Annotated in this window: 13 protein-coding genes and 1 pseudogene; 5 read left to right on the top strand and 9 right to left on the bottom strand. The window is 67.4% G+C overall.

The window, feature by feature from the left end; all coding sequences use genetic code 11:
• The first annotated feature begins 208 nt into the window (after window positions 1-208).
• From QZM72_RS15990 to QZM72_RS15980, 3 genes are all read left to right on the top strand, one after another.
• Window positions 209-1,831 carry an NAD(P)/FAD-dependent oxidoreductase gene (locus tag QZM72_RS15990; protein WP_089467779.1) on the top strand — a complete coding sequence of 541 codons (1,623 nt, stop codon included), beginning with the start codon at window positions 209-211 and terminating at the stop codon, window positions 1,829-1,831.
• A 282-nt stretch (window positions 1,832-2,113) separates the two neighbouring features.
• The gene (mutS, locus tag QZM72_RS15985) at window positions 2,114-4,771 is read left to right on the top strand and encodes a DNA mismatch repair protein MutS (protein ID WP_301738636.1); all 2,658 of its coding nucleotides are present in this window, start codon (window positions 2,114-2,116) and stop codon (window positions 4,769-4,771) included.
• Window positions 4,752-6,023: a hypothetical protein gene (locus QZM72_RS15980; protein WP_179233402.1), complete on the top strand. Its 1,272-nt coding sequence runs from the start codon at window positions 4,752-4,754 to the stop codon at window positions 6,021-6,023. The genes mutS and QZM72_RS15980 overlap by 20 nt, the downstream gene beginning before the upstream one ends.
• Here the strand turns inward: QZM72_RS15980 and QZM72_RS15975 are convergent.
• Window positions 6,003-6,545, bottom strand: a complete 543-nt coding sequence (locus QZM72_RS15975; RefSeq protein ID WP_011694320.1) for a peptidylprolyl isomerase — start codon at window positions 6,543-6,545, stop codon at window positions 6,003-6,005. The genes QZM72_RS15980 and QZM72_RS15975 overlap by 21 nt on opposite strands.
• Before the next feature lie 32 nt (window positions 6,546-6,577).
• Between QZM72_RS15975 and QZM72_RS15970 the strand changes: the two genes are divergently transcribed.
• Both QZM72_RS15970 and QZM72_RS35660 read left to right on the top strand, forming a co-directional pair.
• Window positions 6,578-7,798: a cupin domain-containing protein gene (locus QZM72_RS15970; RefSeq protein ID WP_089467781.1), complete on the top strand. Its 1,221-nt coding sequence runs from the start codon at window positions 6,578-6,580 to the stop codon at window positions 7,796-7,798.
• A 56-nt stretch (window positions 7,799-7,854) separates the two neighbouring features.
• Window positions 7,855-8,101, top strand: a pseudogene (locus tag QZM72_RS35660) (hypothetical protein).
• Window positions 8,102-8,121: 20 nt separating this feature from the next.
• Here the strand turns inward: QZM72_RS35660 and QZM72_RS15965 are convergent.
• The 8 genes from QZM72_RS15965 to QZM72_RS15930 form a co-directional block, all read right to left on the bottom strand.
• Window positions 8,122-8,286 (bottom strand): hypothetical protein, encoded by a 165-nt coding sequence (locus QZM72_RS15965; RefSeq protein ID WP_179233403.1) that lies wholly within the window; start codon window positions 8,284-8,286, stop codon window positions 8,122-8,124.
• A gap of 134 nt (window positions 8,287-8,420) precedes the next feature.
• The gene (locus QZM72_RS15960; RefSeq protein ID WP_089467782.1) at window positions 8,421-9,197 is read right to left on the bottom strand and encodes an MBL fold metallo-hydrolase; all 777 of its coding nucleotides are present in this window, start codon (window positions 9,195-9,197) and stop codon (window positions 8,421-8,423) included.
• Between the two features lie 4 nt (window positions 9,198-9,201).
• Window positions 9,202-10,347: an outer membrane protein assembly factor BamC gene (gene bamC, locus QZM72_RS15955; RefSeq protein ID WP_089467783.1), complete on the bottom strand. Its 1,146-nt coding sequence runs from the start codon at window positions 10,345-10,347 to the stop codon at window positions 9,202-9,204.
• A 111-nt stretch (window positions 10,348-10,458) separates the two neighbouring features.
• Window positions 10,459-11,364, bottom strand: a complete 906-nt coding sequence (gene dapA / locus QZM72_RS15950) for a 4-hydroxy-tetrahydrodipicolinate synthase (RefSeq protein ID WP_089467784.1) — start codon at window positions 11,362-11,364, stop codon at window positions 10,459-10,461.
• Window positions 11,365-11,410: 46 nt separating this feature from the next.
• Window positions 11,411-12,013, bottom strand: a complete 603-nt coding sequence (locus QZM72_RS15945) for a bifunctional 2-polyprenyl-6-hydroxyphenol methylase/3-demethylubiquinol 3-O-methyltransferase UbiG (protein WP_089467785.1) — start codon at window positions 12,011-12,013, stop codon at window positions 11,411-11,413.
• An 8-nt stretch (window positions 12,014-12,021) separates the two neighbouring features.
• Complete coding sequence (locus QZM72_RS15940; protein ID WP_089467786.1) at window positions 12,022-13,224, bottom strand: tryptophan--tRNA ligase; 1,203 nt, start codon at window positions 13,222-13,224, stop codon at window positions 12,022-12,024.
• A gap of 8 nt (window positions 13,225-13,232) precedes the next feature.
• The gene (locus tag QZM72_RS15935) at window positions 13,233-13,895 is read right to left on the bottom strand and encodes a site-2 protease family protein (protein ID WP_089467787.1); all 663 of its coding nucleotides are present in this window, start codon (window positions 13,893-13,895) and stop codon (window positions 13,233-13,235) included.
• A gap of 45 nt (window positions 13,896-13,940) precedes the next feature.
• Window positions 13,941-14,573, bottom strand: a complete 633-nt coding sequence (locus tag QZM72_RS15930; protein WP_089467788.1) for an L-threonylcarbamoyladenylate synthase — start codon at window positions 14,571-14,573, stop codon at window positions 13,941-13,943.
• Between the last annotated feature and the right edge of the window lie 29 nt (window positions 14,574-14,602).

The raw sequence follows: 14,602 nt of genomic DNA, 5'->3' as shown, positions 1-14,602 counted from the left end.
CCGTGCACGCGGGCCGCTTCGTGCGCCTATCCTGAAGTTGCTCGCGTCGCGCGTGCGAATCGGCGCACTGCCGCTCGCACCGCTGGCCCCGCAACGACGGCACAGGGTTTGCGTCCGGCATGCCCGCGCGGCGAACCACGCCGCCGGCGTGCCGGCCCCGCCTGTATCAACATCGCCACGGCGCCGTGGCAATCGCATCCGAGTCATCATGTTACGGCTAAGCGAAATTAAACTTCCCCTCGACCACCCCGAGCGCGCGCTCGAGGCCGCGATTCGCGCGCGCCTCGCGGAGCTTGGCGTGGCGGCGGACGATCTCCTCCGTTACACCGTGTTCCGCCGCGCGCACGACGCGCGCAAGCGCGCCGACATCAAGCTCACGTATATCGTCGATATCGAAGTCAAGGACGAAGCGGCCGCGCTCGAGCGCATCGCCGGCAACCCGCATTGCGGCGTGACGCCCGACATGGCGTACCACTTCGTCACGAAGGCGCCCGAGCACGCCGATTTCCTGCGCCCGGTCGTCATCGGCATGGGGCCGTGCGGGCTGTTCGCGGGGCTGATCCTCGCGCAGATGGGGTTCCGCCCGATCATCCTCGAACGCGGCAAGGCCGTGCGCGAGCGCACCAAGGACACCTTCGGCCTGTGGCGCAAGAGCGTGCTCAATCCCGAATCCAACGTGCAGTTCGGCGAAGGCGGCGCGGGGACGTTTTCCGACGGCAAGCTGTACAGCCAGATCAAGGATCCGAACCACTATGGCCGCAAGGTGCTGGACGAATTCGTCAAGGCCGGCGCGCCCGAGGACATCCTGTATCTGAGCCGCCCGCACATCGGCACGTTCCGCCTCGTCAGCATGGTGGAAAAAATGCGCGCGTCGATCCACGAACTCGGCGGCGAAGTGCGTTTCGAAACCCGTGTCGACGACATCGAAATCGACCAGGGCAAGGTACGCGCGCTCAAGCTGTCGAACGGCGAAACGCTGCGGTGCGACCGCGTGGTGCTGGCCGTGGGCCACAGCGCGCGCGACACGTTCCAGATGCTGCACGACCGCGGCGTCTACATCGAAGCCAAGCCGTTCTCGCTGGGTTTCCGTATCGAGCATCCGCAGGGGCTGATCGATCGCAGCCGCTTCGGCAAGTTCGCGGGCCACAAGCAGCTCGGCGCGGCCGACTACAAGGTGGTCCACCACGCAAGCAACGGGCGCGCGGTCTACAGCTTCTGCATGTGCCCGGGCGGCACGGTGGTCGCCGCGACCTCGGAGCCGGGCCGCGTGGTCACCAACGGGATGAGCCAGTATTCCCGCGCGGAGCGCAATGCGAACGCGGGCATCGTCGTCGGCATCACGCCGGACGACTATCCGGGCGGCCCGCTCGCCGGCATCGCGTTCCAGCGCAAATGGGAAGAGCGCGCGTTCGAACTCGGCGGCGGCGACTACCGTGCGCCGGGCCAGCTGGTCGGCGATTTCATCGCGGGTCGGCCGTCGACGTCGCTGGGCTCCGTGGAGCCGTCGTACAAGCCCGGCGTGAATCCGACCGATCTCGGCACCGCGCTCCCCGATTACGTGATCGAAGCGATCCGCGAAGCGCTGCCGGAGATCGACAAGAAGATCGCCGGCTTCGCGATGCACGATGCCGTGCTCACCGGCGTGGAGACGCGCACGTCGTCGCCGATCCGGATTCGACGCAAGGACGACTACCAGAGCATGAACGTCGAAGGCCTGTATCCGGCCGGCGAAGGCGCCGGGTATGCGGGCGGCATCTATTCGGCCGCGATCGACGGCATCGAAGTCGCGCAGGCGGTGGCGCTCAGCCTGACGTCGGCGCACGCGTCCTGAGCCGCGGTGCGAAGCCGGCGCGTGCAGGCGCGCAAGCCGGGCGCCGCCGGCTCCGCACCGCTCGTGGCAACGCTTGCGATCGGAAGTGACGAAAGACGCGCGCGGTTCCGGGCCATGCGCCCTTTCTTCAGCGCCTCATGGCGAGCGATCGTGAGCCGCCGCTCGAGGTTAGTCGCCGCTGCGCGGCGCCGCCGGCAATCGGCCAAACGGCCAACTTCGCACGTTCGCGTCGAAGCCGCTGGTAAACTCGGGCAACCCAAGCACCCACTTCATGCCTGACCTATGACCACGCTGTCGCCCGAAGCCTTCGCAGGCCACACCCCGATGATGCAGCAGTACCTGCGCATCAAGGCCGATCATCCGGACACGCTCGTCTTCTACCGGATGGGCGACTTCTACGAGCTGTTCTTCGAGGATGCGGAAAAAGCGGCACGCCTGCTCGACCTGACCCTCACGCAGCGCGGCGCGTCGGCCGGCACGCCGATCAAGATGGCCGGCGTCCCGCATCACGCGGTCGAGCAATATCTGGCGAAGCTCGTGAAGATGGGCGAATCGGTCGCGATCTGCGAGCAGATCGGCGATCCGGCCACGTCGAAGGGCCCGGTCGAGCGCAAGGTCGTGCGCGTCGTCACGCCGGGCACGCTGACCGACGCCGCGCTGTTGTCCGACAAGAACGACGTCTACCTGCTCGCGATGTGCACCGGCCACAACAAGCGCGGCGTCGCGGTCAATATCGGCCTCGCGTGGCTGAACCTCGCGAGCGGTGCGTTGAGGCTCGCCGAAATCGAGCCCGAGCAACTCGCGGCCGCGCTCGAACGCATCCGGCCGGCCGAAATCCTGACGCCGGACGGCGCGACCGACGCCCTTCCCGCCGGCGCGGGCGCAAGCAAGCGCGTGCCGGCCTGGCACTTCGACATCGCATCGGGCACGCAGCGTCTGTGCGACCAGCTCGACGTCGCGAGCCTCGACGGTTTCGGCGCGCATTCGCTGACGAGCGCGTGCGGCGCGGCCGGCGCGCTGCTGCTCTACGCAGCCGCCACGCAAGGCCAGCAACTGCGGCACGTGCGCAGCCTGAAGGTCGAGAACGAAACCGAATACATCGGGCTCGATCCGGCCACGCGCCGCAATCTCGAACTGACCGAGACGCTGCGCGGCACCGAGTCGCCCACGCTGTATTCGCTGCTCGACACCTGCTGCACGACGATGGGCAGCCGCCTGCTGCGTCACTGGCTGCATCACCCGCCGCGCGCGTCGGTCGCCGCGCAGTCGCGCCAGCAGGCGATCGGCGCGCTGCTCGACGCACCGGCCAACGCGAGCCTCGATGCACTGCGCAGCGCGCTGCGCCAGATCGCCGACGTCGAACGGATCACCGGGCGGCTCGCGCTGCTGTCAGCGCGCCCGCGCGACCTGTCGAGCCTGCGCGATACGTTCGCCGCGCTGCCGGCACTGCGCGAGCGCATCGGCGCGATCGTCGCGAACGCGGATGCGCTCGCGCGCGTCGACGCCGCGCTCGCGCCGCCCGCCGAATGTCTCGATCTGCTGACGAGCGCGATCGCCACCGAGCCGGCCGCAATGGTGCGCGACGGCGGCGTGATCGCGCGCGGCTACGATGCCGAGCTCGACGAGCTGCGCGACATTTCGGAGAATTGCGGGCAGTTCCTGATCGATCTCGAAGCGCGCGAACGCGCGCGCACCGGCATCGCGAACCTGCGCGTCGAATACAACAAGGTGCACGGTTTCTACATCGAGGTCACGCGCGGCCAGACCGACAAGGTGCCCGACGATTACCGTCGCCGCCAGACGCTGAAGAACGCCGAGCGCTACATCACGCCGGAACTGAAGACCTTCGAGGACAAGGCGCTGTCGGCGCAGGAGCGCGCCTTGGCGCGCGAGCGCGCGCTGTACGACTCGGTGCTGCAGGCGCTGCTGCCGTTCATCCCCGAATGCCAGCGCGTCGCGTCGGCACTTGCCGAGCTCGACCTGCTGGCCGCCTTCGCCGAACGCGCACGCGCGCTCGACTGGGTCGCGCCGACCTTCACCGACGAGATCGGCATCGAAATCGAGCAGGGTCGCCATCCGGTCGTCGAAGCCCAGGTCGAGCAGTTCATCGCGAACGATTGCCGGTTCGGCGCCGAGCGCAAGCTGCTGCTGATCACCGGCCCGAACATGGGCGGTAAGTCGACGTTCATGCGGCAGACCGCGCTGATCGCGCTGATGGCGTACGTCGGCAGCTACGTGCCGGCGAAGTCGGCCTGCTTCGGCCCGATCGACCGGATCTTCACGCGCATCGGCGCGGCCGACGATCTCGCGGGCGGCCGCTCGACCTTCATGGTCGAGATGACCGAAGCCGCGGCGATCCTCAACGACGCGACGCCGCAAAGCCTCGTGCTGATGGACGAAATCGGCCGCGGCACGTCGACCTTCGACGGCCTCGCGCTCGCCTGGGCGATCGCGCGCCACCTGCTCGCGCACAACGCGTGCTACACGCTGTTCGCGACGCACTACTTCGAGCTGACGCAACTGCCGGCCGAATTCCCGCAGGCGGCCAACGTCCACCTGTCGGCGGTCGAGCACGGCCACGGGATCGTGTTCCTGCACGCAGTCAACGAAGGCCCGGCGAACCAGAGCTACGGCCTCCAGGTCGCGCAGCTCGCGGGCGTCCCTGCGCCGGTGATCCGCGCCGCGCGCAAGCACCTCGCGTATCTCGAACAGCAGTCGGCATCCCAGCACACGCCGCAACTCGATCTCTTCAGCGCGCCGCCGGCGGCCGTCGACGATCTCGAATGCGCGGACGCACCGGCGCTGCCCGACACGCCGCATCCGGCACTCGAAAAACTGCGCGACATCGATCCCGACGATCTCAAGCCGCGCGAGGCGCTCGACCTGCTGTACGAACTGCGTACGCTCGTCCGGTCGCACGATGCCGACGGGCACGCGTAAGCGCATTGCGCGCGGCCTGCCGGCCCGCGCCGCCGCCGCGCTCGTCGCGGCGGCCCTTGCGCTGGCCCAGGCCGGTGCGCTGGCCGCGCCGCCCAAGCGCAGCGCGGCGCCCTACTCGTTCGCGGTCGTATCGGGCGTCATCAACGTCCCGGCGGACGAACCGGCCGCGCAGCGGCTGCTCGATGCGATCGCACGCGAGCGCAATCTCGCGTTCGTCGTCTACGCGGGAGATCTCAAAGGCTCGAAGGAAGCATGCCGCGACACGCTGTATTCGCAGCGCGGCGCGATCCTGGATTCGGCGCGCGTGCCGCTCGTGTTCATTCCCGGCCACGACGACTGGATCGCGTGCAGCACCGCGGCCGGCGGCGGCTACGACCCGGTCGAGCGGCTCGATTTCCTGCGGCAGACGCTGCTCGCCGACCCGGCGCTGCCCGATCCCGGCGCGCTGCAGATCACGCGGGAAAGCGAAGTCCCACGGTTCCGGCCGTATCGCGAGAACGCACGCTGGATGCGCGACGACGTCGTCTACGTCGCACTCAATGCGCCAGCGCCGAACAACCATTATTTGACGGCGGGCGGCCGCAACGGCGAATTCGAGGATCGCATCGTCGCGAACGACTTCTGGATCGACCATGCGGCCGAATATGCGAAGCGACGCGAAGCGCGCGCGATGGTCGTGATTTTCGAGGGCGATCCTCAGTTCGAACGCTATGAACGCGCCGAGCGCTTCGCGTGGCTGCGTTTCAACCGGCCGCGCGTGCGCGACGGCTTCCGCGAACTGAAACGAACGCTGGTGAAGGCGGCGGCGACGTTCCGCGGCCCGATACTGGTGATGCACGCGAGCGGCGAACCGCTGGCGAACGGCTTTCTGATCGACCGTCCGCTGCATGGCGACGACGGTGAGCTGGTAGGAAACGTCACGCGCGTCGCGATCGGACCGCGCCATCCGACGAATCAGTGGGTGAAGGTGAGCGTATCGCCGGCGCGGCAGACGATCTTCAACGTGAGCCTGCAGGAGGTGCCGAAGAACCTCCCGGTGCCGCCCACGCTGCCGCTCGTGCCGCGCGACGACGTGCCGCTGCCGCAGATGCCCGAAATTCCCGCGCTGCCTGCGCTACCCGACTCTTCGTCGGTCGCGCCGCCGCTGCAGGGCGACGGCGCCGCCCCGGGCGGCGCGTCGTGGCCGGCACCGCCCCCCGCATCGGGGCCGGCGCCGGAGTTGCCGGCAAGCTCAGTGCAGCGTACGCCCTGACGGCGCTTCGCCGTCTTCGTCGTCGTCCTCGTCGACGATCTCGAGCCCTTCCGCGCCATGCGCGTGCTCGTGCTCGATTTCGTCTTCGGTGGCTTCGCGAACGTCCTTCACGGTCAGCGCGAAACGCAGCGCCATGCCCGCCAGCGGGTGATTGCCGTCGAGCACGACCTTGTCCTCGGCGATATCGGTGACCGTGTAGATCAGCGAGTCGGCTTCCTCGTCACCGTCTTCCGGCGTGCCTTCGAACTGCATGCCCACTTCGAGCGGCTCGGGAAAACGGTCGCGCGGCTCGATCTTCACGAGTTCGGGATCGTAATCGCCGAACGCGTCCTCCGGCTCGAGCTGGATCTGCGCCTGGTAGCCTGCCTCGTGGCCGTCGAGCTGTTCCTCGATCTTGGGGAACGTGCCATCATAGCCGCCGTGCAGATAGACCATCGGCTCGTCGCTTTCTTCAATCAGATTGCCCTGTGCGTCCGACAGCTTGTAAGTGACCGACACGACGGTGTTTTTTGCGATTTTCATCCAATTCTCCCAAATACAAGTCTCATTATACGATGCGCAACCGGTCTCAAGCCGAACCGCGGGATGCCGCTGCCGCCCCGCTCGGCGCGCCGCCTTCCGATCTTCCCACACCGCTGCTCGGCGGCCTCACACCGGCGCAATTCATGCGCGGCTACTGGCAAAAGAAGCCGCTGCTGATCCGCCAGGCGATCCCCGGCGTCGCGTCGCCGGTCACGCGCGATGCATTGTTCGAGCTCGCCGCCGACTATGACGCGGAATCGCGATTGATCACCCATTTTCGTAACAAGTGGCAACTGGCACACGGCCCGTTCGAACCCGGTTCGCTCCCGGCCGTCACGCGCAAATCCTGGACCCTGCTCGTGCAGGGACTCGACCTGCACGCCGACGCGGCGCGCGCGCTGCTCGACCGCTTCCGCTTCGTCCCCGACGCGCGGCTGGACGACCTGATGATCTCGTACGCGACGGACGGCGGCGGCGTCGGCCCGCACTTCGATTCGTACGACGTCTTCCTGCTGCAGGTCGAGGGCCGGCGCCGCTGGCGGGTCGGCGCCCAGAAGGATCTGTCGCTGCAGCCGGACGTGCCGCTGAAGATCCTCGAAAACTTCGAGCCGAGCGACGAATGGGTGCTGGAGCCCGGCGACATGCTGTACCTGCCGCCGCACATCGCGCACGACGGCGTCGCCGAAGGCGAGTGCATGACCTGCTCGATCGGGTTCCGGGCACCGTCCGCCGGCGAGCTGGGCGCGCAGTTCCTGTATTACCTCGCGGAGCGCGGCGGCCTGCGCGACGCGGGCGGCGACGACCTCTACCGCGATCCGAAGCAGCCGGCCGTCGACGCGCCCGCGCAACTGCCGCCGGCGATGGTCGACCGGGTCGCCGAGATCGTCGACGCGATCCGCTGGCGCAAGCGCGACATCGCCGAATTCCTCGGCTGCTACCTGAGCGAGCCCAAATCGAACGTCGTTTTCGACCCGCCGGAGCGCCCGCTGTCCGAGGCCGCGTTCGTCGCGCAGGCGTCTCGCCGGGGCGTGTGTCTCGACAGAAGGGCCGCATTGATGTATAACGCGCGCTCGTACTTCATTAATGGCGAGGAAGGGCCGCTCGAGCAAGCCGAGGAATGGCTGCCCGAACTGGCCAATCAACGCCGGATGGAGGCGAAACGGTTTGTAACACTATCCCGGGGTCCCTCGATGACAGCCTTGTTGCACGAGTGGTATCGTGCGGGCTGGATACGGGTCGGAAACCGGAATTAGTGTGAGTCGCCCCGTATGCCCATACAGATCAAATTCTGTATGGGAAAGACAACGTATTGACCCCGCATTTGTCGACGGTCGATAGGAAAGTGCATATAATTTCCGCCCAAGCCGTAGGGAAGATTCACGCTCTAAGAAGTGCATCTCCACCAGCGGCCCAGGTCGGTGTTGGAGCACATTACCGGTATTGTTTCGCGCTGTTGCTTACCTTTAACCATAAAAGGACGTGATCATGAAGAAATCCCTCCTCGTAGCTTCCCTGTTGGCTGCTGTTGCACTGGCTGCTTGCAACAAGAGCGCTGATCAAGCTGCTTCGTCGGCTGCTAGCGACGCATCGGCTGCTGCTTCGTCGGCTGCTTCGGCAGTTGCTGGTGCTGCGAGCGACGCTTCGGCTGCAGCTTCGTCGGCTTCGGCTGCTGCGAGCGACGCTGCTGCTGCAGTGGCGTCGGCTGCTTCGGCAGCGACGGCTGCTCCGGCTTCGGGCGCAAGCCAGTAAGCCTTCAGCGTCAGCTGAAAAAAACCGGCCCGAGGGCCGGTTTTTTTACGCCTGTCGCTTTCGATCGAGCGCCCGGCAGCCGCTGGGGGCCGCGCCGCTGGGGCCGCCGCAGCGGCCCTGCCCCGCTCATCCGAGCATCAGCCAATCGAAGCCCGCGTCCTGCGAGGCCACGATCACGTCTTCCCCGTCCGTCCCGAGCACGCCGCCGAACGCCTGGCGGGCCAGTTCCGGCAGGTTGTTCTGCTGGCTCAGATGGGCCGCGACTAGGTGCTGCAAACGGCTGCGTTCGAGCGACGCGAGGATGTCGGCCGCCGCGTCGTTGCTCAGGTGGCCGTGGTTGCCGCCAATGCGTGCCTTCAGCGACTGCGGATAGCGGCTGCCGGCCAGCATCGCGGTATCGTGGTTGGATTCGAGCACCAGCGCGTCACAGCCGCTCAGGACCGCCGTGATGTGCGGCGTAGCCATCCCGACGTCCGTCAGCACGCCGAGCCGGCGGTTTCCGTCCATGAACACGAACTGGAGCGGTTCCCGCGCATCGTGCGGGACGGTATAAGGCATCACGGCCAGATCGCGTATCGCGGCCGTCTCGTCGCCCCACAGCACGTGGAGATCGACATCGGCCTCGTCCGCACCGACCGCGCGCGCGGTGCCCCAGCTCATGTAGAGCGGCAGCGACGCGCGACGCGCGAGCGTCAGCGCGCTGCCAACGTGGTCGCTGTGTTCGTGGGTAATGAGGATCGCATCGAGATCGGCGATGCAGAGATTCAGTCGGCCGAGCCGGCGCTCGACCTCCTTGGCAGAAAAGCCGCAGTCGAGCAGCACACGAGTGGTCGTCGTGCCGCTCGCGGCCTCGACGACCAGCGCGTTGCCTTCGCTGCCGCTTCCGAGGCTGGCGAATCGCACGCGCTCAGTTCAGCTGCGCGTGCAGCAGCGAAATGATCCGCTGCGCGTCCGACGAATTGTCGACCTGACCGTTCGCGCCGATCACGGCGACCTGCGTGCCGCCGGCGCCTTGCGCGCGCACGTTGACCAGGAACTCCTTGCCCGGCTTCGCCGCCGACGGGCCGCCGTAGAACAGCTTGCCGAACAGGCCGTCACGCTTGAGCTCTTCCATCGAGTTCGCATAGCGCACGGTGTAGACGCCCTTCTCGCGGTCGCGATTGTCGACCGTGAAGTTGGTCCGGTCGAGCGCCAGGCCCACGCGCAGCCACGCACGGTCGAACGACTCGGCCAGTTGCAGCGTCGCGGCGCCGCTGCTCGTGTCGCTGACCTGCGCCGGCGCCGTTGCCGGGCGCGCATCGGTCAGCAACTGCTTCGCCTGCGCGTCGGTCAGGCCGAACTTCTGCATCAGCTTCGACAGGAACACGGCTTCGAGCACCGGGTTGCGCGGACGCTCTTCCCAGCGCGACGACGTGCCGCCCTGCGGACCGACCATCATTTCCTCCATCGCGCTGTGCGTGATCGAGATGTCGGTGTTGCCGTCCGACGTGCGGTTCACGAGCGTGCGGAAGCGGTCGCGCGTGCCCGACGAATAGGCGAAATCGATGACCTTGCCGATCGTGCGGCGGAACCAGTCGTCCGGAATGTTCGCGCGGTTCTCGGCCCAGTCGGTGGCCATGATGCCCGTCGACGGCGCATCGGTCTTCAGCGAGAAGCCGTTCTCCTGCCAGAACTCCTTCAGGATCGGCCACAGCTGCTCGGGCGTGCGGCCGTCGACGACGAGCCAGCGGCGATCGCCGTCGCGCTCGATGTGCATACCGAGCGGATCCTGCGCGCTCGGTATGCCGTCGGTCGCGTTGCCGGCCTGCGTCGTGGCCCGCGGCGGCAGCGTGCCGAGCCCGGCGTTGGTCGGCGGCGCGACGAACTGCTGCGTCGTCTGCACCGGCTTCAGGTCGCTCGGCACCGCGAGCGGCGGCGCCGAGCCCGTGTTCTTGTAGTTGACCCGGTCGGGGGCCAGGTAGTCGTTCAGCGTATCGCAGCCAGCGAGCGCGCCCAGCGCCAGCGCCACCACCGACAACTGGATGGCGCGAGAGGAAAAGGCGAAACGTTTCATGAAATCCTTCGTCTTGCTAGAACGCTCGTCAGGAGCGGCGCCGGACGGTGCCGGCCGGTGCGGGTTGATCAGGGGTCGAGCCGGCGGCCGCAGGACGCGGCCGCGTCGGCATCAGGCGAGAACGCCGGCCTCGACGAGGGCCGAACGTACGGCATCGTGGCAGCGCTCGTCGAGCGCCGTGAGCGGCAGCCGGATGCCGCCCTGCATCTTGCCCATCGCCTGCAGCGCCCACTTCACCGGGATCGGGTTCGCTTCGATGAACAGGTTCTTGTGCAGCGACAGCAGCTTCATGTGCAGTTCGCGCGCCGTAGCGACGTCGCCGGCCAGCGCCGCGCGGCACAGCTCGCTCATCGCGCGCGGCGCGACGTTCGCGGTCACCGAGATGTTGCCGTGGCCGCCGAGCAGCATCAGCGCGATCGCGGTCGGATCGTCGCCGCTGTAGATCGCGAAATGCTTCGGCGCGGCCTTGATCAGGTGGGCGGCGCGATCGATGTTGCCGGTCGCTTCCTTGACGCCGATGATGCCCGGCACCTGCGCGAGGCGCAGCGTCGTCTCGTGCGCCATGTCGGCGACCGTCCGGCCCGGCACGTTGTACAGGATCACCGGCAGGTCGACCGATTCGGCGATCGTCCGGAAGTGGCGGTACATGCCTTCCTGCGTCGGCTTGTTGTAGTACGGCACGACCTGCAGCGTGGCGTCCGCGCCGACGGCCTTCGCATGCTTGGTCAGCTCGATCGCCTCGGCGGTCGAATTGCCGCCCGCGCCCGCGATGATCGGGATGCGTTTCGCCGCATGCTCGACCGCCGTGCGGATCATCAGGATGTGCTCTTCGACGCTGAGCGTTGCCGACTCGCCGCTCGTACCGACGACGACCAGCGCATCGGTGCCTTCCGCGATGTGCCAGTCGATCAGTTTGCGAAACGCCGGCAGGTCGAGACTGCCGTCTTCGAGCATCGGGGTGACGATCGCGGGGATGCTGCCGCGGATTTGAATGCCGTCTTGGGTGCCGTTAGCCATGAAACGCGATTGATTGTGTACCGGTAAACGTTGAGATTGTAGCGGATTAGCCGGGCAGTTCGTAACGTGGAATTCCCGCCCCCGCCTTCGGGGTCGCGCCCTCGCGCACTGCGCTCAGACGCTGGACGAACGCCTCGCGCGGCGCGGCGATGAAACCGTCCTCGTACGCGATCACCCGCAGGCGGCCGTGCACGGCGTCCAGCAACTCGCCCGGAGCGAGCAGGAACGCGGGATTGGACGGTTTTCCGACCGTTTCGTTTCCTTGCGCGAAGGTTTCGTAGATCAGCACGCCGCCCGGCGCCACGGCGTCGAGCAGATGGGGCCAGAGCGGGCGATGCAGGTAGTTCGTGACGATCACGGCCGCGTACTGCTCGCCGGCCGCCAGCGGCCATGGCGCACCCTCGAGATCGGCCGCGCGGGCGTCGACGCCCGGCATCGCGCGCAACGCGGCCAGCGCGGCCGGATCGCGATCGAGCGCGACGACCGGATGCCCGCGCGACGCGAACCAGCGCGCATGGCGCCCGCCGCCCGCGGCGACGTCGAGCACCGCCCCGCCGGCCGGCACGAGCCGCGCCCATTGCGCGACCCAGCGCGACGGTTCGGCCTGGCCGACGTGGCCGCCCGCGGCGGCGATGACGGACTCGCTCATGCGCCGGGTCAGTTGTACGACAGGCCCATCGCGTCGCGCACGTCGCGCATCGTTTCCGTCGCGTATTTGCGCGCCTTGTCGCAACCGTCCGCGACGATCGCACGCAGCAGCGACGGATCGTCCATGTACTTCTGCGCGCGCTCGAGCATCGGCTGCTGTTCGCGCAGGATGCCTTCGACGACCGGCTGCTTGCAGTCGAGGCAGCCGATGCCCGCCGAACGGCAGCCCTTCTGCACCCAATCGTGCGTCGCTTCGTCCGTGTAGACCTGGTGAAGCTGCCACACCGGGCACTTGTCGGGATCGCCCGGATCGGTGCGGCGCACGCGAGCGGGATCGGTCGGCATCGTGCGGACCTTCTTCGTGATCGTGTCGGCGTCTTCACGCAGGCCGATCGTGTTGCCGTACGACTTGGACATCTTCTGCCCGTCGAGGCCCGGCATGCGCGACGCTTCGGTCAGCAGCGCCTGCGGCTCGACCAGGATGATCTTGCGCGCGCCTTCGAGATAGCCGAACAGACGCTCGCGGTCGCTCATCGACAGGCTTTGCGATTCCTGCAGCATCGCGCGCGCCTGTTCGAGCGCCTCGTCGTCGCCTTCCTGCTGATACGCATTGCGCAGCTCGTGATAGAGCTTCGCACGCTTGCCGCCGAGCTTCTTCGCGGCCTCGAGCGCCTTCTCCTCGAAACCGGGCTCGCGGCCGTACAGGTAGTTGAAGCGGCGCGCGATCTCGCGCGTCATCTCGACGTGCGGCACCTGGTCTTCGCCGACCGGCACCAGCGAGCCGCGATACAGCAGGATGTCGGCCGCCATCAGCACCGGGTAGCCGAGAAAGCCGTAGGTGGACAGATCCTTGTCCTTCAGCTTCTCCATCTGCTCCTTGTAGGTCGGCACGCGTTCGAGCCAGCCGAGCGGCGTGCTCATGCCGAGCAGCAGCGCAAGTTCCGCGTGCTCGGGCACCTTGCTCTGGATGAACAGCGTCGCCTGCGCCGGATCGATGCCGGACGCGAGCCAGTCGATCAGCACGTCCCACACGTTCTTCTCGATGACCTCGGGCGTCTCGTAGTGCGTCGTCAACGCATGCCAGTCGACGACGCAGAAGAAGCACGGGTACTCGGACTGCAGCTTCACCCAGTTTTTCAGCACGCCGTGGTAATGACCGAGGTGCAGCGACCCGGTGGGTCGCATGCCGGAGAAAATACGTTCTGGGAACATGATTGTCGTTAGAAAAGCGAGGCGAAGGGAGACAGGACGGCGCTCAGGACGGCGTAGCCGACGTTGACGAGCGGACGCAGCCAGAAGTTCGTCAGCACGCCCGTCGCGACGAGCACGAGGACGATGATGAAACCGTACGGCTCGATGCGCGACAGCGCGATCGATTGCCTGGTCGGCAGCAGCGCCGCCAGGATGCGGCCGCCGTCGAGCGGCGGCAGCGGAAACAGGTTCAGCACGCCGAGCACGAGGTTCGCGCTGACGCCGGCGAACGCCATCCGCGTGAAGAACGGCTCGTCGACGCCGACGGCCGGCAGCACGAGGGTCAGCAGGCCCCAGACGAGCGCCTGCACGAAGTTGCAGGCCGGGCCTGCCAGCGCGACCCACAGGCTGCCCCAGCGCGGATTGCGCAGGTTGCCGAACGATACCGGCACCGGCTTCGCATAGCCGAACAGAAACGCCCCGCCGGTCAGGAAGTACATCGCGAGCGGAATGGCGATCGTGCCGAGCGGGTCGATGTGGCGCATCGGATTGAACGACACGCGCCCCATCGCGTAGGCGGTGTTGTCGCCGAGCAGGCGCGCGGCGTAGCCGTGCGCGGCCTCGTGCAGCGTGATCGCGAAGATCACGGGCAGCGCGTAGACGGCGATGGTCTGTATCAGGGAAGCATCCATATCGCGTTATTGTAACAAGCGCACTCGCGCAAAAATGAACGGCGCTTACGCGACCGAGAGTCCGAAAGGTTCGAGCGCGCCGCGCCCCGCGCGGACGAGTTCGGGCGCATCGCCGGTCAGGTCGATCACCGTCGACGGTTCGCGCGGGCACGCGCCGCCGTCGATCACGAGGTCGACCTGTTTCTCGAGGCGCGCGCGGATTTCCTCGGGATCGTTCAGCGGTTCGTCGTCCGGCGGCAGGATCAGCGTCGTGCCGAGCAGCGGCTGGCCGAGCGACTCCAGCAGCGCGAGCGTGATCGCATGATCGGGCACGCGCAGCCCGATCGTCTTGCGCGACGGGTGCGACAACCGGCGCGGCACTTCCTTCGTCGCCTGCAGGATGAACACGTACGGGCCCGGCGTCACCGACTTGATCTGCCGATACTGGCGGTTGTCGACCATCGCGAAGTTGGCGAGCTCCGACAGGTCGCGCACGAGCAGCGACAGGTGCTGCTTCTCGTCGAGACCGCGAATCCGGCGTACGCGCTCGACCGCATCCTTGTCGTCGAGATGGCACGCGAGCGCATAGCTCGAATCGGTCGGCATCGCGATTACGCCGCCCTTGTTGACGATCTCCACAGCCTGCTTGATCAGGCGCGGCTGCGGATTATCCGGGTGAATCCTGAAGAACTGGGACATGGGGACACGTAAAGAGGGAGAAGTCGGAT

Origin of the sequence: Burkholderia sp. AU45388 (assembly GCF_030481585.1) — a bacterium.
In the GTDB taxonomy this organism is placed as follows: Bacteria; Pseudomonadota; Gammaproteobacteria; order Burkholderiales; family Burkholderiaceae; genus Burkholderia; species Burkholderia sola.
This window is presented reverse-complemented; position numbering and strand designations above follow the sequence as displayed.

What these genes read in the sequence shown, in the direction of transcription:
- QZM72_RS15930 (WP_089467788.1), bottom strand. Translation starts at nt 14,573, where the DNA reads ATGTCCCAGTTCTTCAGGATTCACCCGGATAATCCGCAGCCGCGCCTG.
- bamC (WP_089467783.1), bottom strand. Translation starts at nt 10,347, where the DNA reads ATGAAACGTTTCGCCTTTTCCTCTCGCGCCATCCAGTTGTCGGTGGTG.
- dapA (WP_089467784.1), bottom strand. Translation starts at nt 11,364, where the DNA reads ATGGCTAACGGCACCCAAGACGGCATTCAAATCCGCGGCAGCATCCCC.
- QZM72_RS15970 (WP_089467781.1), top strand. Translation starts at nt 6,578, where the DNA reads ATGCGCAACCGGTCTCAAGCCGAACCGCGGGATGCCGCTGCCGCCCCG.
- QZM72_RS15980 (WP_179233402.1), top strand. Translation starts at nt 4,752, where the DNA reads ATGCCGACGGGCACGCGTAAGCGCATTGCGCGCGGCCTGCCGGCCCGC.
- mutS (WP_301738636.1), top strand. Translation starts at nt 2,114, where the DNA reads ATGACCACGCTGTCGCCCGAAGCCTTCGCAGGCCACACCCCGATGATG.
- QZM72_RS15940 (WP_089467786.1), bottom strand. Translation starts at nt 13,224, where the DNA reads ATGTTCCCAGAACGTATTTTCTCCGGCATGCGACCCACCGGGTCGCTG.
- QZM72_RS15945 (WP_089467785.1), bottom strand. Translation starts at nt 12,013, where the DNA reads ATGAGCGAGTCCGTCATCGCCGCCGCGGGCGGCCACGTCGGCCAGGCC.
- QZM72_RS15935 (WP_089467787.1), bottom strand. Translation starts at nt 13,895, where the DNA reads ATGGATGCTTCCCTGATACAGACCATCGCCGTCTACGCGCTGCCCGTG.
- QZM72_RS15975 (WP_011694320.1), bottom strand. Translation starts at nt 6,545, where the DNA reads ATGAAAATCGCAAAAAACACCGTCGTGTCGGTCACTTACAAGCTGTCG.
- QZM72_RS15990 (WP_089467779.1), top strand. Translation starts at nt 209, where the DNA reads ATGTTACGGCTAAGCGAAATTAAACTTCCCCTCGACCACCCCGAGCGC.